This window comes from Pseudomonas sp. GW821-FHT03A09 (genome assembly GCF_059421065.1).
Genome location: NZ_JBWKUX010000015.1, coordinates 35,659 through 52,694, shown reverse-complemented (window position 1 = coordinate 52,694; position 17,036 = coordinate 35,659). Strand labels below are relative to the sequence as shown.

General features: G+C 61.4%; 12 protein-coding genes. 8 read left to right on the top strand and 4 right to left on the bottom strand.

Annotated elements, in window-relative coordinates; genetic code table 11:
• The 3 genes from AC07V4_RS22985 (at position 1) to AC07V4_RS22975 (ending at position 2,630) form a co-directional block, all read left to right on the top strand.
• Complete coding sequence (locus AC07V4_RS22985) at positions 1-1,266, top strand: ABC transporter permease (RefSeq protein ID WP_492638273.1); 1,266 nt, start codon at positions 1-3, stop codon at positions 1,264-1,266.
• An 11-nt stretch (positions 1,267-1,277) separates the two neighbouring features.
• Complete coding sequence (locus tag AC07V4_RS22980; RefSeq protein WP_431753600.1) at positions 1,278-1,799, top strand: DUF3299 domain-containing protein; 522 nt, start codon at positions 1,278-1,280, stop codon at positions 1,797-1,799.
• Between the two features lie 132 nt (positions 1,800-1,931).
• Positions 1,932-2,630: an OmpW/AlkL family protein gene (locus AC07V4_RS22975; protein WP_431753601.1), complete on the top strand. Its 699-nt coding sequence runs from the start codon at positions 1,932-1,934 to the stop codon at positions 2,628-2,630.
• A gap of 165 nt (positions 2,631-2,795) precedes the next feature.
• On the opposite strand, the gene AC07V4_RS22970 is transcribed toward AC07V4_RS22975, so the two are convergent.
• The gene (locus AC07V4_RS22970; RefSeq protein WP_492638274.1) at positions 2,796-3,680 is read right to left on the bottom strand and encodes a sugar nucleotide-binding protein; all 885 of its coding nucleotides are present in this window, start codon (positions 3,678-3,680) and stop codon (positions 2,796-2,798) included.
• 141 nt (positions 3,681-3,821) lie between these two features.
• On the opposite strand from AC07V4_RS22970, the gene AC07V4_RS22965 reads away from it, so the two are divergent.
• The 3 genes from AC07V4_RS22965 to AC07V4_RS22955 all read left to right on the top strand — a co-directional run bounded on the left by AC07V4_RS22965 (position 3,822) and on the right by AC07V4_RS22955 (position 10,240).
• Positions 3,822-8,069 carry a DEAD/DEAH box helicase gene (locus AC07V4_RS22965; protein WP_492638275.1) on the top strand — a complete coding sequence of 1,416 codons (4,248 nt, stop codon included), beginning with the start codon at positions 3,822-3,824 and terminating at the stop codon, positions 8,067-8,069.
• A 184-nt stretch (positions 8,070-8,253) separates the two neighbouring features.
• On the top strand, positions 8,254-9,456 hold the full coding sequence (locus tag AC07V4_RS22960; RefSeq protein ID WP_492638276.1) for an MFS transporter: 1,203 nt from the start codon (positions 8,254-8,256) through the stop codon (positions 9,454-9,456).
• Positions 9,457-9,676: 220 nt separating this feature from the next.
• Positions 9,677-10,240, top strand: coding sequence for a cysteine hydrolase family protein (locus AC07V4_RS22955; protein WP_492638277.1), 564 nt, complete (start codon positions 9,677-9,679; stop codon positions 10,238-10,240).
• Between the two features lie 17 nt (positions 10,241-10,257).
• Here the strand turns inward: AC07V4_RS22955 and tam are convergent, their stop codons facing one another.
• Positions 10,258-11,019, bottom strand: a complete 762-nt coding sequence (gene tam / locus AC07V4_RS22950; protein WP_492638278.1) for a trans-aconitate 2-methyltransferase — start codon at positions 11,017-11,019, stop codon at positions 10,258-10,260.
• Between the two features lie 103 nt (positions 11,020-11,122).
• On the opposite strand from tam, the gene AC07V4_RS22945 reads away from it, so the two are divergent.
• Positions 11,123-12,031, top strand: a complete 909-nt coding sequence (locus AC07V4_RS22945; RefSeq protein WP_492638279.1) for a LysR family transcriptional regulator — start codon at positions 11,123-11,125, stop codon at positions 12,029-12,031.
• Between the two features lie 68 nt (positions 12,032-12,099).
• On the opposite strand, the gene AC07V4_RS22940 is transcribed toward AC07V4_RS22945, so the two are convergent.
• Both AC07V4_RS22940 and AC07V4_RS22935 read right to left on the bottom strand, forming a co-directional pair.
• The gene (locus AC07V4_RS22940; protein WP_003232445.1) at positions 12,100-12,615 is read right to left on the bottom strand and encodes a single-stranded DNA-binding protein; all 516 of its coding nucleotides are present in this window, start codon (positions 12,613-12,615) and stop codon (positions 12,100-12,102) included.
• 9 nt (positions 12,616-12,624) lie between these two features.
• A complete protein-coding gene (locus AC07V4_RS22935) occupies positions 12,625-14,019 on the bottom strand; it encodes an MFS transporter (protein ID WP_492638280.1) in 1,395 nt (464 codons plus the stop codon).
• A gap of 178 nt (positions 14,020-14,197) precedes the next feature.
• On the opposite strand from AC07V4_RS22935, the gene uvrA reads away from it, so the two are divergent.
• Positions 14,198-17,032 (top strand): excinuclease ABC subunit UvrA, encoded by a 2,835-nt coding sequence (uvrA, locus tag AC07V4_RS22930; RefSeq protein WP_492638281.1) that lies wholly within the window; start codon positions 14,198-14,200, stop codon positions 17,030-17,032.
• The last annotated feature ends 4 nt before the right edge of the window (positions 17,033-17,036 follow it).

Sequence of the window (17,036 nt, the reverse complement as noted above, 5' to 3'; positions counted from 1 at the left end):
ATGTATCTGTTCCGTCTAGCCATGGCCAGCCTGGCTAACCGCCGCTTTACCGCAATCCTCACCGCGTTCGCCATCGCGCTGTCAGTCTGTTTGTTGCTCGCCGTGGAGCGGGTGCGTACCGAAGCGCGCAACAGTTTCGCCAGCACCATCAGCGGCACCGACCTGATCGTCGGCGCCCGCTCCGGCTCGGTCAACCTGCTGCTGTATTCGGTATTCCGCATCGGCAACGCCACCAACAACATCCGTTGGGACAGCTACGAGCACTTCGCCGCCAGCCCGCAGGTGAAATGGGCGATCCCGATTTCCCTCGGTGACTCCCACCGTGGCTACCGCGTGATGGGCACCAACGAGTCCTACTTCGAACACTACCAATACGGCCGTAAACAGAACCTCGAACTGGCCAGCGGCCGCGCCTTCGCCACCGATCCGTTCGAAGTGGTGCTCGGCGCCGAAGTGGCCGACGCACTGCATTACAAACTCGGCGACAAGCTGGTGCTGGCTCACGGTGTGGCGGTAGTCAGCCTGGTGAAGCACGATGACAAACCGTTCACCGTGGTCGGTATTCTCAAGCGCACCGGTACACCGGTGGATCGCACGCTGCACATCAGCCTCGGTGGCATGGAAGCGATTCACATCGACTGGCACAACGGCGTGCCGGCCCAGGGCAAGGGCCGCATCAGTGCCGATCAGGCACGCAACATGGACCTCACACCCCAGGCCATTACCGCGTTCATGCTGGGCCTGAACAACAAGATTTCCACTTTCGCCCTGCAACGGGAAATCAATGATTTTCGTGGCGAACCGATGCTGGCGATCCTCCCAGGCGTGGCCCTGCAAGAGCTGTGGAGTATGATGGGCACCGCTGAAAAAGCGTTGTTCGTGATCTCGCTGTTCGTGGTGCTGACCGGCTTGATCGGCATGCTCACAGCGATTCTCACCAGCCTCAACGAACGCCGCCGTGAAATGGCGATATTGCGTTCGGTGGGTGCACGGCCTTGGCATATCGCCACGCTGCTGGTCTTCGAAGCCTTCGCACTGGCGCTGTCCGGCGTGGTCGCAGGCGTGGGCTTGCTGTACGTGTGCATCGCCGCATCACGCGGGTATTTGCAAGCCAACTATGGCCTGGACCTGCCGATGTCGTGGCCAAGCGAATATGAATGGACCTTGCTCGCCAGTATCCTGGCGGCAGCCCTGTTGATGGGCAGCGTTCCCGCGTGGCGCGCCTATCGACAATCCCTGGCCGATGGCCTGTCGATCCGTTTATGAGGAAGGCTTCGATGCGTCGTGCCCTGTTTGCGCTGTTGCTGCTGGTGAGCGTGCCGGTTTGGTCCGCCGACCAGCCCAAGGATCTGTCGTGGCAGGAGATGATCCCGCCGGATGCGCCACCGGAAATTCCCAACATGAAGCCGTTGCACGACCTGTCGAACATGGCCGATGCCTTGTCGGTCGAGGCCGCGCCTGCGGCCAAGCAGGAACTGCCCAACGCGCCCGTAGTGCAGAGCCTCGACGGCCAACACATCCGCTTGCCGGGTTACATCGTGCCGCTGGAAGTCAGCGAAGAAGGTCGCACCACCGAGTTTCTGCTGGTGCCGTATTTCGGCGCGTGCATTCACGTACCGCCACCGCCATCGAACCAGATCGTGCATGTGAAAAGCGAAGTCGGGGTAAAACTCGATGAGCTGTATCAGCCGTACTGGATCGAAGGTTCGATGCAGGTCAAACCGTCCTCCAGCGAATTGGCGGACGCCGGCTACCAGATGGATGCCGAGAAAATTTACGTCTACGAGCTGCAGGAATAACCTCTCTCCTCAGAACACAAAGCTCCCACAGTTTTGATCCGTGATTACCCTTTCATTGAGCTGAATCAAAAGACCGAACGGAACGATCTTTACCATTGGACCAACAACTTTTAAACGTCCTTTGGAGCTCCCATGAACAAGTCTCTGCTCGGCGCGTCCCTCTTCGCGCTCGCCCTCGCCGCCCCTGTCGCACACGCTCACGAAGCCGGCGACATTCTGGTTCGTGCCGGTGCTATCACCGTGAACCCGAAAGCCGACAGCGGCCACGTGAAGGTTGACCAGGGCCCATTGGCGGGCACCAACCTGGGCGGCAAGGCGACCATGAGCAGCGACACCCAACTGGGCTTGAACTTCGCCTACATGTTCACCAGCCACTGGGGTATCGAACTGCTGGCCGCCACGCCGTTCGAGCATGACGTGAAGCTCAAGAACACCGCCCTCGGCGCCGCCAACGGCAAGCTCGGCACCTTGAAGCATCTGCCGCCAACCCTGAGCGTCGTGTACTACCCGCTGGACAGCAAGTCGGCGTTCCAACCGTACGTGGGCGCCGGTATCAACTACACCTGGATCTACGACGAGCACGTCGGCAGCCGTGCGCAACAAGCCGGCTTCAGCAACTTCAAGGCTGAGAACTCTTGGGGCTGGGCCGCGCAGATCGGTGCCGACTACATGCTCAACGACAAGTGGATGATCAACGCCCAGGCGCGCTACATCGACATCAGCACCAAGGCCACCGTGGACAACAATGCGTTGGGCCAAGGCACTCGTGCCAAGGTGAATGTAGACGTGGACCCGATGGTTTACATGGTGGGTATCGGTTACAAGTTCTAAACCGATTTAAGCAACATCGCATAAACCATGTGGGAGGGGGTTTGTGTGGGAGTCGGGCTTGCCCGCGATGCAGGCACCTCGGTGTATCAGTGATACCGAGGTGATGCCATCGCAGGCAAGCCAGCTCCCACACAAGCCTCCTCCCACATTTGGTTTTGTGTGGTGTCAGGTGTGGCGGTAGTACCGATCGAGCAACGCCGGTAACCCAGCCCGCCACGCCCGAGGCTTGATGCCGAAGGTGTGCAGGATCTTCTTGCAAGCCAGCACCGCGTGCTGCGGCTCATCAGCGGCATCCGGCCGGGCCGCGTGGGCCTGGGCGGTGGGAGATTCGATGGCCAGCGGGTGATAGTTGCGCGCTTCGGTGAGGATCGCCTGGCCCAGGGCCAACGGCGTGGTCGCTTCATGGCCGGCGTAGTGATAGGTGCCCCACAGCGGCGCGGCGCAATCGAGTTGCTTGAGCACCGAGATAATCACCCGAGCGGCATCGTCCACCGGCGTCGGATTACCACGACGGTCATCCGCCATCAGTAACTCATCCGGTTTTTCGGCGCGGGCCAGAAAGCGCCCCAGCGTGCCGTCGACGCTGTCATCCAGCAGCCAGCCAAACCGCAACAACACGTGTTGCGGGCAGGTGGCGCGCACGCTCTGTTCGATACGCCACAACGCCTGGCCGCGCAGGCCCAGGGGCACCGGCTCGTCTTTTTCGCTGTAGGCGGTGGCGCGGGAGCCATCGAACACGCGGTAGCTGGACGGCTGCAGCAGGGTGATGTTGTGGTGCTGGCACAGCTCGGCCAGGCGCTCGATGGCAAACTCCTGGGCGGCCAAGCGGGTTTCGCTGACGGCTTCGGCCTGGAACCAGTCGAAATAGTAGGCGAGGTTGATCAACGCATCGGGACGGGTGTCGTCGAGCAATTGGGTAAGGCTCGCGGCATCCCAGCCGTCTTGGGGCGGTTTGGGTGCGAGGAAACCGATGTCTTCCTCTGCACCGAGGCGAATCAGCGCCTGCCCGAGGGCATTCCCGCCGCCCAATAACATAAGGCGCATTCGCATAGATTGAGCAGGCCCGGTCTGTGTGGAACGAAGGTTTTTAGGTATTTGTAAGGATCGTTGCATTTTGCGGGTTTGTCGCGCAACCGTCACGGACAAAGTGCGGGGTTGCAACTTGTTAGTACCGGCTGCATAACTGGGAACATGAACCTTCCTGAATCCACGGACACGGCCCTGGACGGCTTCCACCCCGCCGTCAGTGCCTGGTTCCGCAGCACCTTCCCCTCGGTGACCAGCGCCCAGGCCCGAGCCTGGCCGCTGATCCGCCAGCGCCGCTCGACCCTGATCGCCGCGCCCACCGGCTCCGGCAAGACGCTCACGGCCTTTCTGGCGGTACTCGATGAACTCGTCCACCAAGGCCTGGCCAACGGCGGTGAACTGCCGGATGAAACCCTGGTGGTCTACGTTTCGCCGCTCAAGGCGCTGTCCAACGACATCCAGATCAACCTGCAAGACCCGCTGACGGGCATTACCGAACAATTGCAGCACCTGGGTCTGCCGCCCTTGGTGATCCGCACCGCCGTGCGCACCGGCGACACTCCGCAAAAAGACCGCGCCCTGATGCGCAAGCGCTCGCCGCATGTCCTGGTGACCACGCCGGAGTCGCTCTACGTGCTGCTGGGCTCGGACTCCGGCCGGAAAATGCTGGGCAGCACGCGCACGGTGATCGTCGATGAAATCCACGCCATTGCTGCCAGCAAGCGTGGCAGCCACCTGGCGTTGAGCCTGGAGCGCCTGCAAGGGTTGTGCACCGTGCCGCTGACGCGCATCGGCCTGTCGGCCACGCAAAAGCCTATCGAGGCGGTTTCGCGGTTTCTGGTGGGCACGGACCGCGATTGCGCCCTCGTCGATATCGGCCATGCCCGCCCCCGCGACCTGGACATCGAAGTGCCGCCCGTGCCGCTGTCGGCGGTGATGGCCAACGATGTGTGGGAATTGGTCTACGACCGCCTGGCCGAGTTGGCCCGCGAACACCGCACCACGCTGATTTTCGTCAACACCCGTCGCCTGGCCGAGCGCCTCGCCCGGCATCTGAGTGAGCGCCTAGGCAAGACAGCCGTGGCCGCCCACCATGGCAGCCTGGCCAAGGAAATGCGCCTGGACGCCGAACAACGGCTCAAGGCCGGCGAACTGCAAGTGCTGATCGCCACTGCGTCCCTCGAGCTGGGGATTGATATCGGTGACGTCGACTTGGTGTGTCAGATCGGCTCGCCGGGCTCCATCAACGGTTTCCTGCAAAGGGTCGGGCGCTCCGGGCACCAGGTTGGCGGCACGCCCAAGGGGCGTTTGTTCGCCATCACCCGTGATGACCTCATCGAATGCGCCGCCCTGCTCGACTGCGTACGCCGGGGCGAACTCGATACCCTGCACATCCCCGTCGCGCCACTGGACGTACTGGCCCAACAGATCATCGCCGAAGTCAGCACCCAGGAATGGCCGGAACAGGCGCTGCTCGATCTGATTCGTCGCGCCTCACCCTACGCCACGCTGGATGAGCGCCATTACCAGGCGCTGCTGCACATGCTTATCGACGGCTACAACGGTCGCCAGGGTATCCGCAGCGCTTACCTGCACCGCGACGCCGTGACCCTCACCCTGCGCGGTCGCCGGGGTGCGAGGCTGACCGCCGTGACCAGCGGCGGCACCATCCCCGACAACGCCGACTACAGCGTATTGCTCGAACCCCAGAGCCTGAATATCGGCAGCGTCAACGAAGACTTCGCGGTGGAAAGCATCGCCGGGGATATCTTCCAGCTCGGTAATACGTCTTACAAAATTTTGCGAATAGAAACCGGCAAGGTGCGCGTCGAGGATGCCCACGGCCAGCCACCGACCATTCCCTTCTGGCTCGGCGAAGCGCCCGGGCGCAGCAACGAACTGTCGGCGGCGGTGGCGCGCTTCCAAGGGCAGTTGGACGCCCTGCTCAGCGCCAGCCCTGGCGACTTGCAACCCGCGCAGACCTGGCTCACCGACACCCTCGGCCTGAACCGCGCCAGCACCGAGCAGATCCTCGATTACCTGGCCCGCGCGCGCCTGGCCCTGAGTGCCTTGCCGTCCCAGGACACGTTGATCATGGAGCGGTTTTTCGACGAGTCCGGCGGCACCCAGTTGATCATTCACTCGCCCTACGGCAGCCGCCTCAACCGCGCTTGGGGCCTGGCCCTGCGCAAGCGTTTTTGCCGCACGTTCAATTTCGAATTGCAGGCCGCGGCCAGTGAAAATGCGATCGTGCTGTCGTTGTCCACCAGCCACAGTTTCGAACTCGATGAGGTGTGGCGTTACCTCAACAGCAACAGCGCCGAGCACATCCTGATCCAGGCCGTGCTGGATGCGCCCTTGTTTGGCGTGCGCTGGCGCTGGAACGCTGGGGTGGCGCTGGCGTTGCCGCGCTTTAGCGGCGGGCGCAAGGTGGCGCCGCAGATCCAGCGCATGAAAAGCGAAGACCTGATCGTCAGCGTGTTCCCCGACCAAATCGCCTGCCTGGAAAACCTCGCCGGCGAACGTGAAGTGCCCGACCATCCACTGGTGGAACAAACCCTCGACGACTGCCTGCACGAAGCCATGGACTGCGATGCCTGGCTGGCCCTTCTGCGACGCATGGAGCGCGGCGCAGTGCGCCTGATCAGCCGAGACTTGCCAGCGCCCTCACCCATGGCCGCCGAAATCCTCAGCGCCCGCCCCTACACTTTTCTCGACGACGCCCCACTGGAAGAACGCCGTACCCAGGCGGTACTCAACCGGCGCTGGAGCGACCCACAAAGCACTGATGACCTCGGCGCACTGGACGCCGACGCCATCGCCGGTGTGCGCGAGGAAGCCTGGCCGGCACCCAATGGCCCTGACGAAATGCATGAGGCGTTGATGAGCCTGGCGTGTATCGCCGCCCGTGAAGTCACACCGCAATGGGCCGATTGGCTGCACGCCTTGGCCAAGGGTGGGCGTGCCTATCAATTGTCCAACGGCCTATGGGTGGCCGTGGAACGCTTGAGTTGTTTGCAGGCGATCTATCCCAACAACCTGCCGCTGCTGCCGGGTTTCGATGAGCCATGGACCTTTGAAGACGCGGTGGTGGAAGTGCTGCGCGCGCGGCTTGGTGGGTTTGGCCCGCTGAGCGTGGTCGAGATCGCCGAGCCACTGGTGCTGCCGGTCGCTGATGTCACCCAGGCACTGGTGCGTCTGGAGCAAGAAGGCTATGTGCTGCGCGGTCGCTTCAGCCCCGCAGCCCCCCAGGAGCAATGGTGCGAACGGCATCTGCTCGCGCGGATTCATCGCTACACGGTCAAGCGCCTGCGCCGGGAAATCGAACCGGTGGCGATGCAGGATTTCATGCGTTTTCTATTCGATTGGCAGCACCTGTCCAACGCCACGCGCGGCCAGGGCAGCGCCATGTTGCCGCAGATCGTTGCCCAGCTCGAAGGCTATGCCGCTGCCGCCTCCACGTGGGACAGCGATTTACTCAGTGCACGGCTCAAGGACTATGCCTCCACCTGGCTCGACGAGCTGTGCCGCAGCGGCAAACTGGTGTGGACGCGCTTGAGCAACAAGGCCAGCGCCAGCGCGTTACGCAGCACACCGGTGGTGCTGTTGCCACGCAGCCAAGTGCCATTATGGAGTGGGCTGACCGAACTCACCGACAGCACGACGCTGTCGCCCAAGGCGCAAAAAGTCCATCAGACCCTGCGTGACCACGGCGCTTTGTTTTTCGATGAACTGGTGCACGAAGCCCATCTGCTGCGCAGCGAATTGGAAAGCGCCTTGCAGGAGCTGGTGGGTGCCGGCTTGGTGAATGCCGACAGCTTTGCCGGGCTGCGCGCGCTGACCACGCCCGCGAGCAAACGCCAGGCGCGCAGCAATCGGCGTGGGCGCGGGGCGTTTGTCGGCGGCATGGACGACGCCGGGCGCTGGGCGTTGATACGTCGCTCGCCGACCGCGGCCGGCCCGCACTCGAGCGAAACGCTGGAGCATGTGGCGATGACGTTGCTGCGCCGTTATGGGGTGGTGTTCTGGCGCCTGCTGGAGCGCGAGGCGGAGTGGCTGCCGAGCTGGCGCGAATTGCTGCGCACCTTTCACCGGCTGGAGGCGCGCGGGGAGATCCGTGGCGGGCGTTTTGTCACTGGATTGGCGGGCGAGCAGTTCGCCTTGCCGGAGGCGATTCCGCTACTGCGCGAAGTACGGCGCCGACCTCATGACGGCAGCTTGATTGCGGTGTGTGGGGCTGATCCGTTGAACCTGGTGGGCACGCTCTTGCCGGGTAATAAGGTCCCGGCAGTGAGTGGAAATCGGATCGTGTACCGGGATGGGGTGCCGGCTGCGGTGATGGTCAGTGGCAAGCAGCAGATTTTGTTAGAGGTGGATCAGCAGGCGGTGCAGGAGAAGTTGATCAGGCATTGAGCATTGGGGTGACTTTAAGGGACTCATCGGGGGCAAGCCCCTTCCCACATTTGATTGTGTTCGCAGATCAAAATGCGAGTATTTTTGCCTTACAGGCAAATATCAAATGCTGATACTTGGCTTTTTCCGCACAAGCCAAACCCAGACACTGCGCTCCTGATTCAAACCCACCGGAGTTGCAGCCATGCCCATTGCCCTTCTCGCGCTGACCCTCAGCGCTTTCGCCATCGGGACGACCGAATTCGTCATCGTTGGCCTGTTACCTACCATCGGCGCCGACCTGGGTGTCGACCTGCCGTCCGCCGGCCTGTTGGTCAGCCTCTACGCCCTGGGCGTGGCCATCGGCGCGCCGGTGCTCACCGCCCTCACCGGCAAAGTGCCACGCAAATTGCTGCTGTTGTCGTTGATGGTGCTGTTCACCCTCGGCAACCTGCTGGCCTGGCAGGCGCCGAGTTACGAATCCCTGGTACTGGCACGGATCGTCACCGGCCTCGCCCACGGGGTGTTCTTCTCGATTGGCTCGACCATCGCCACCAGCCTGGTGCCCAAGGAAAAAGCCGCCAGTGCGATTGCCATCATGTTTACCGGCTTGACCGTCGCCCTGGTCACCGGTGTGCCGCTGGGCACCTTCATCGGCCAGCACTTCGGCTGGCGTGAAACCTTCCTGGCCGTCTCGGCCTTGGGCGTGATCGCGTTTATTGGCAGCCTGCTCTACGTGCCAAAAAACATCAGCCACAGCAAACCCGCATCCCTGCTGCAACAGCTGCAAGTGCTCAAGCAACCGCGCCTGCTGCTGGTGTATGCCATGACCGCCATCGGCTATGGCGGCTCGTTTATCGCGTTTACTTTCCTGGCGCCAATTCTTCAGGACATCTCCGGTTTCAGCGCCGGCACCGTCAGCCTGGTGTTGCTGGTGTACGGCATCTCCGTGGCAGCTGGGAACATCTGGGGCGGCAAGCTCGCCGATAAGCGCGGCCCGATCAGTGCGTTGAAAATCATCTTTGCCTTGCTCGCGGCCGTGCTGTTCATCCTCACCCTGACCGCCGGCAACCCATGGCTGGCCCTGGCCACCGTACTGGTGTGGGGCGCGGTCGCCTTCGGCAACGTGCCGGGCCTGCAGGTGTACGTGGTGCACCAGGCCGAACATCACACCCCGCAAGCGGTGGACGTGGCCTCGGGCTTGAACATCGCTGCCTTCAACCTGGGGATCGCCGGTGGCGCCTGGGCCGGCGGTTTGATCGTGGCACATATGGGGCTGATCCATACCGCATGGATTGGCGGCCTGGTGGTGTTGGTGGCCTTGGCACTGACCGCCTGGAGCGGACGCCTTGATCGTCTGGGGCCGGTGTATGCCCAGGGCTCGACACGGGTTGTTGCCGGACACTAGATCCGCAACCTACCTATCCGAAGTGGGGGCAAGCTCGATCTATTTTATTGTGCCGCTGTTGATCGCCTTGGTGATGCACCTGGCAGGTGAAGCCAAGGCGCTGCGAGCAAAGAAGACAACGGCCTGATCGCTTTACGGGGATTGCCTGTTTATCCTGCACCCTATCGCCCTGGGCGCCCGCTTGGATAGCGCGCCCCTCCACTTCTCACGAGGCACCACCATGGCCAAGCAAGCGCTGATCTTGATCGACATCCAGAACGATTATTTCCCTGAGGGCAAGTGGCCGCTGGAAGGCGTGGAGGCGGCGGCGGACAAGGCGGCGCAAGTGTTGCTGGCGTTTCGTCAGGCGGGGAATGCGGTGATTCATGTGCGCCATGAGTTCACGTCCGAGGATGCACCCTTCTTCACGCCAGGTTCCGAGGGTGCTCATCTGCATCCAAAGGTGCTGAACCAAGGCAATGAGCCGGTGGTGCTTAAACATTTCGTGAATGCCTTTCGCGGGACCGAGCTGCGAGCGTTGCTCGAACAGCGCAGCATTACCGACGTAGTGGTGCTTGGCAGCATGAGCCATATGTGCATCGATGGCGTAGTGCGGGCAGCGGCGGACCTGGGCTACAAGGTCACGGTGATTCATGACGCGTGTGCGACACGGGATCTGGAGTTCAATGGGCAGGTGATCCCAGCCGCTCAGGCCCATGGGGCGTTTATGGCGGCTCTGGGGTTTGCGTATGCGGATGTGCTGTCGACGGATGAATACTTGAAGGCGCAAGCGGCGGCGGTATGACCGCCGCCTGTTTGACCTTAGCGAGTCGCAATGATGAACAGGCGCGGGAATGGCAGCAGTACGGTGCCATCCTTCAGGGCTGGGTAAGCCCGGGCAATGCGCGCCTGATACTCCCGTAGGAATTCGGCTTTTTCGCTATCGGTCAACGGTGCGAGAAATGGCCGCAGTGCCGAACCTTTAAACCACTCCACCACCGCCTCATGATCCGCCAGTGGGTGCTGGTAGGTGGTGCGCCACACATCGACGGTACTGCAATGTTGGCTCAACAGCTCGAAGTAGTAGCTGGCGGTGTGCCGCTCATTGTGTTTGACCGCTCCGATCTTGGCAGCCCAAGGGCCGTCAGCCGCCACTTCGCGAGCAAGCCGGTGGGCGGGCTCATCAAGATTGTCTGGGGTTTGCACCGCCAACGTGCCACCTGCGGTCAGTTGATTCACCAAGTGTGGATAGAGCGCGGCATGGTTCGGTAGCCATTGCAGGGAAGCGTTGGCCAGGATCACATCGAAGGGTTGCGCGGGATTCCAGGCACCGATATCAGCCAATTCAAAGTTCAAGGTCGGCAGGCGTTTACGGGCATCGACCAACATGTCATCAGAGCTGTCCATGCCGGTGACATGGGCCTGCGGGAAACGCTCGGCCAATACCTCGGTGGAGTTGCCTGGACCGCACCCCAGGTCTACCGCGGTGCGTACGTCGGTATTGGGGATTGCCGCGACCAAGTCACGGACCGGACGGGTACGCTGCTGTTCAAACATCGTGTACTGCTTGGCTGACCAGGTCATCACGGCTTTCCTTCTTTTTTAGAGGTTGGTCACAGCCTAATTCTTGTGAGCCATGAGAACAAATGCCAGGATTGGAGCCTCCCCATACCTGGAAAGTATCCCAATGTTGGAACTGCGCCAGCTCAAAGCCTTTGTTGCCATCGCCGAAGAAGGCTACATCACTCGCGCCGCAGAACGCCTGGGCATGCAACAACCACCGCTGACACGGATGTTGCAAAGCCTGGAGGCTGAGTTGGGTGTAATCCTGATGGAGCGCTTACCCCGTGGTGTGCGACCGACCACTGCGGGCCTGGCCTTGCTGGACGAAGCACGGGGAATACTCGCCCAGGCCGAGGGCTTGGCCGACGTGGTACGCCGTGCCGCGCGCGGTGAGCGCGGTCGCCTGGCGATAGGCTTCACCAGCTCTGCTGCGTTGCATCCGTTTGTCCCCAGCGTTTTGCGGCTGTTCCGCGAAACCTTCGTCGGTGTCTCGGTGATGCTGGAGGAAGCCGGTACCGGTGAACTGCTGGATGCTTTGGTGCACGAGAAACTCGACGCCGCGTTTATCCGCTCACCGCTCAGTGGAACGCAGTCGTTGCAGGATGAGCCAATCCTCGTGGAACCGATGTTGCTGGCACTCCCCACCGATCATCCGTTGGCAGCCGATCCAAGCTCACCCCTGCCCTTGGCAGCATTGGCAACCGAGTCGTTCGTGCTTTATCGCCGGCGCGTGGGGCTGGGGTTGTACGACGCGATTCTGGTGGCTTGTCGTGAAGCAGGGTTCAGCCCGCAAGTGGTCCAAGAGGCACCGCGCATGACTGCAACATTGAGCCTGGTAGCGGCAGGTCTTGGGGTGTCGATTGTGCCGGCATCGATGCAGCGGTTACGTGGCGACGGCATCGTCTATCGAGAGCTGACGGAGTGCCGCAGCCTGGTGGCGCCATTGCATCTGGCAACTCGGATCGGCGACGGCTCGGCGGTATTGCGCCGGTTCAAGGAAATGGTGGTCACAGCGGCGTCGACGGATGCGTGATCACACACAATAAAAAACCCCCGAGGCGTTAGCCGTCGGGGGTTTTGCTCGCTTCGGGTCGTGAGACCTCAGAACGGGATATCGTCATCAAAACTGTCGAAATCCGGAGCCGGTTGTGGAGCGGCCTGTTGTGGCGCTGGACGCGACTCACGCTGTGGCTGCTGGCTTGGCTGCGGACGCGACTGCTGTGGACGCGGTGCCGAGTTGGACATACCGCCCTGGCCTTGTTGGTCGCCCTGTGGACGGCCGCCCAGCAGTTGCATGGTGCCTTGCATGTCGACCACGATTTCAGTGGTGTAACGCTTGATACCGTCCTTTTCCCACTCGCGGGTTTGCAGCTTGCCTTCGATGTAGACCTGCGAACCTTTGCGCAGGTACTCACCGGCGATCTCTGCTACCTTGCCGAACATCGACACACGGTGCCATTCGGTTTTCTCGACCTTCTGGCCGGTCTGCTTGTCGGTCCACTGTTCGCTGGTCGCCAGACTCAGGTTGGTCACGGCGTTACCGTTAGGCAAGTAGCGAACTTCGGGATCCTGGCCGCATGTACCGACCAATATGACTTTGTTAACCCCACGGGCCATAACGTTCTCCTAGGCTGGGCGCGCTGTCGGCACTGGGTTGACCAGTTGCTCGAGCGTCGCGCGATCCAATAATTCGGTGTCCAATTTGATGTAGATGGCGGCTTCTTCAGCAATAACCACGGCATCCGTAACCCCAACGACGGCCTTGAGGCGCTCAACCAGACCGGCTTCGCGGATCGCTTCTGGCGATAACGGCAAACGCAGGCTCGTCACATAGGGAGGTTCGCGCATGGTAACAGCAAAGGCTAGCCAGAGGGCAGCCAGACCTGCGCATCCCAGGAACACAACCGACAAACCGCCATGCTGGAACATCCAGCCACCCATGATGCCGCCCAACGCAGAGCCGAGGAACTGGCTGGTGGAATACACCCCCATCGCCGTGCCTTTGCCACCCGCCGGTGAAACTTTACTGATCAGCGAAGGCAACGAAGCTTCCAGCAGGTTGAACGCGGTGAAGAACACCACCGTACCGACCACCAGCGCCCGTAGGCTGTCGCCGAACTGCCAGAAGAATAGCTCAGTGAGCATGAGCGTCGCGACGGCGCCGAGCAGAACTCGTTTCATTTTGCGTTTCTTCTCGCCATAGATGATGAACGGGATCATGGCGAAGAACGAAATCAACAGCGCTGTAAGGTAGACCCACCAGTGCTGCTCCTTGGGCAGGCCGGCTTTTTCGACCAGCGCCAGGGGCAGCGCGACGAAGCTGCACATCAGCATTGCGTGTAATACGAAGATACCTAAATCCAGGCGCAGCAAGTCGGGATGCTTGAGTGTCGGCAACAAGGCCTTGCGCGCAACGCCTGACTCGCGATGCTGCAACGTGCCGGTGGAGCGCGGCACCATAAAGGCTACGATCACGATCCCGAACAACGCCATGCCGCCGGTGGCCAGGAACAGCCCGTGCAGGCCGAACGCTCGGGTCAACAAGGGGCCGACCACCATGGCGACCGCGAACGACAACCCGATAGTCATGCCGATCATGGCCATGGCCTTGGTGCGGTGTTGTTCACGCGTGAGGTCGGACAGCAGCGCCATCACAGCGGCGGAAATCGCGCCGGCGCCTTGCAGCACGCGCCCGGCGATGACGCCCCAGATCGAATCGGACTGAGCGGCGAGCACACTGCCGAGGGCAAACACGATCAAGCCGAGGTAAATCACCGGGCGGCGCCCAATGCGGTCAGAAATGATCCCGAACGGAATCTGGAAAATCGCCTGGGTCAGGCCATAGGCGCCAATCGCCAGGCCAATCAATGCGGGGGTCGCTCCTGCGAGATCCATTCCATAGGTCGCCAGCACCGGCAACACCATAAACATGCCAAGCATACGGAAGGCGAACACCAGGGCCAGACCGCTTGCCGCTCGGGTCTCGCCGCTACTCATGCGTTCGCTGTGGGGATCGTGCATGGAAAAACCTCGTGTGAACCGGCGGCGATTCTACCAGTCCCATCGATTGAGAGGGTATATGCGGCGCTTTGCCGCGCAGCTTTCATGTAAGGCTGCAAGCGGTCTTTTGACAGTGTATATTCATCCAGTCTTTAGCCGTATACTCCAGCATTATTTACGCCCGCCGTGCGAGGCCATCTTGGACAAGATCCTGATTCGTGGGGCTAGAACCCACAACCTGAAGAACATCGACCTGACCCTGCCCCGGGACAAGCTGATCGTCATCACCGGCTTGTCCGGGTCCGGCAAATCGTCCCTGGCGTTCGACACGCTGTATGCCGAAGGCCAGCGGCGCTATGTGGAATCGCTGTCGGCCTATGCCCGGCAGTTCCTGTCGATGATGGAAAAACCCGACGTCGACACCATCGAAGGCCTGTCGCCGGCGATTTCCATCGAACAGAAATCGACCTCCCACAACCCGCGCTCCACTGTCGGCACCATTACCGAAATCTACGACTACCTGCGCTTGCTGTACGCACGCGTGGGTATCCCGCGTTGCCCGGACCACGATATTCCCCTGGAGGCCCAGACCGTCAGTCAGATGGTCGACCTGGTACTGGCCCAACCGGAAGGCGCGAAGCTGATGTTGTTGGCGCCAGTGATTCGTGAGCGCAAGGGTGAACACCTTTCTGTCTTCGAAGAACTGCGAGCACAGGGTTTTGTACGCGCGCGCATCAACGGCAAGCTCTATGAGCTGGACGAAGCGCCGAAGCTCGACAAGCAGAAGAAGCACTCCATTGATGTAGTGGTCGACCGCTTCAAGGTACGGGCTGATCTACAGCAGCGCTTGGCGGAATCGTTCGAGACCGCATTGAAGCTGGCGGATGGCATTGCCCTGGTGGCGCCGATGGACGATGAGCCGGGCGAAGAGATCATCTTCTCCGCGCGCTTCGCCTGCCCGATCTGTGGCCATGCGATCAGCGAACTGGAACCCAAGCTGTTCTCCTTCAACAACCCGGCTGGCGCCTGCCCGACCTGTGACGGCCTGGGGGTGAAGCAGTTCTTCGACATCAAGCGCCTGGTCAACGGCGAGCTGACCTTGGCCGAAGGCGCGATACGCGGCTGGGACAGGCGTAACGTCTATTACTTCCAGATGCTGGGGTCGTTGGCATCGCACTATAAATTCAGCCTGGAAGTGCCGTTCAACCAACTGCCGACCGAGCAGCAGAAAGTCATCCTGCACGGTAGTGGCTCGCAGAACGTCGACTTCAAGTACCTGAACGACCGAGGCGATATCGTCAAACGCTCTCATCCGTTCGAAGGCATTGTGCCGAATCTGGAGCGCCGTTACCGCGAGACCGAATCGGCCAGCGTGCGTGAAGAACTGGCGAAATTCCTCAGCACTCAACCGTGTCCGGATTGCCGGGGCACGCGCCTGCGTCGTGAGGCGCGGCATGTGTGGGTGGGCGAGAAGACATTGCCGGCTGTGACCAACCTGCCGATTGGGGATGCCTGCGAGTACTTTGGCGTACTCAAGCTGACCGGACGTCGTGGGGAAATCGCGGATAAGATCCTCAAGGAAATTCGCGAACGCTTGCAGTTCCTGGTCAACGTTGGCCTGGACTACCTGTCGCTGGATCGCAGTGCCGATACCTTGTCTGGTGGTGAAGCCCAGCGTATTCGTCTGGCCAGCCAGATTGGTGCCGGCCTCGTAGGCGTGCTGTACATCCTCGATGAACCGTCGATTGGCTTGCATCAGCGGGATAATGACCGCCTGCTGGGCACGCTGAAACATCTGCGGGATATCGGCAACACAGTGATCGTGGTCGAGCACGATGAGGACGCGATTCGCCTGGCGGATTACGTAGTCGACATTGGCCCAGGCGCGGGCGTGCATGGCGGACATATCGTCGCCGAGGGCACGCCTGCCGAAGTCATGGCTCATCCAGACTCGTTGACCGGCAAATATCTGTCCGGCCGCGTGAAGATCGAAGTTCCAGCCAAACGCACTCCGCGCAACAAGAAGCTCGCACTCCACCTCAAGGGCGCGCGTGGCAACAACCTGCGCAATGTCGACCTGGAAATTCCGCTAGGCCTGCTGACATGCGTGACCGGGGTCTCCGGTTCGGGCAAGTCGACACTGATCAACAACACGCTGTTTCCGTTAAGCGCCACCGCGCTGAATGGCGCGACAACCCTGGAAGCGGCTGCGCACGACAGCATCAAAGGCTTGGAACACTTGGACAAGGTGGTCGATATCGACCAAAGCCCGATTGGCCGCACACCGCGCTCCAACCCAGCGACCTATACCGGGCTGTTCACACCCATTCGTGAGCTGTTTGCGGGCGTTCCGGAATCCCGCTCACGGGGTTACGGGCCAGGCCGGTTCTCGTTCAACGTCAAGGGCGGACGCTGCGAGGCGTGCCAGGGCGATGGCTTGATCAAGGTGGAGATGCACTTCCTCCCGGACATCTACGTGCCGTGCGACGTATGCAAGAGCAAGCGCTATAACCGCGAAACCCTGGAGATCAAGTACAAGGGCAAGAGCATCCACGAAACCCTGGAGATGACCATCGAGGAGGCGCGGGAGTTCTTTGACGCGGTTCCTGCGTTGGCGCGCAAACTCCAGACATTGATGGATGTAGGCCTGTCGTACATCAAGCTGGGGCAGTCGGCGACTACGTTGTCCGGTGGTGAGGCGCAGCGGGTGAAGCTGTCTCGCGAGCTGTCCAAGCGCGATACAGGCAAGACCCTGTACATCCTCGATGAACCAACCACGGGCCTGCACTTTGCGGATATTCAACAACTGCTGGACGTGTTGCACCGTCTACGTGACCACGGCAATACCGTGGTGGTGATCGAACATAACCTGGATGTGATCAAGACAGCCGACTGGCTGGTGGACCTTGGGCCGGAAGGCGGCTCCAAGGGCGGCCAGATCATTGCAGTCGGCACCCCAGAGCAGGTTTCCGAAATGCCGCAGTCGCATACCGGTTATTACTTGAAACCGCTGTTGGCGCGCGACCGGGCCTGACTTA

Coding starts and splice junctions, on each gene's coding strand:
- AC07V4_RS22985 (WP_492638273.1), top strand. CDS start 1: ATGTATCTGTTCCGTCTAGCCATGGCCAGCCTGGCTAACCGCCGCTTT.
- AC07V4_RS22980 (WP_431753600.1), top strand. CDS start 1,278: ATGCGTCGTGCCCTGTTTGCGCTGTTGCTGCTGGTGAGCGTGCCGGTT.
- AC07V4_RS22975 (WP_431753601.1), top strand. CDS start 1,932: ATGAACAAGTCTCTGCTCGGCGCGTCCCTCTTCGCGCTCGCCCTCGCC.
- AC07V4_RS22970 (WP_492638274.1), bottom strand. CDS start 3,680: ATGCGAATGCGCCTTATGTTATTGGGCGGCGGGAATGCCCTCGGGCAG.
- AC07V4_RS22965 (WP_492638275.1), top strand. CDS start 3,822: ATGAACCTTCCTGAATCCACGGACACGGCCCTGGACGGCTTCCACCCC.
- AC07V4_RS22960 (WP_492638276.1), top strand. CDS start 8,254: ATGCCCATTGCCCTTCTCGCGCTGACCCTCAGCGCTTTCGCCATCGGG.
- AC07V4_RS22955 (WP_492638277.1), top strand. CDS start 9,677: ATGGCCAAGCAAGCGCTGATCTTGATCGACATCCAGAACGATTATTTC.
- tam (WP_492638278.1), bottom strand. CDS start 11,019: ATGACCTGGTCAGCCAAGCAGTACACGATGTTTGAACAGCAGCGTACC.
- AC07V4_RS22945 (WP_492638279.1), top strand. CDS start 11,123: ATGTTGGAACTGCGCCAGCTCAAAGCCTTTGTTGCCATCGCCGAAGAA.
- AC07V4_RS22940 (WP_003232445.1), bottom strand. CDS start 12,615: ATGGCCCGTGGGGTTAACAAAGTCATATTGGTCGGTACATGCGGCCAG.
- AC07V4_RS22935 (WP_492638280.1), bottom strand. CDS start 14,019: ATGCACGATCCCCACAGCGAACGCATGAGTAGCGGCGAGACCCGAGCG.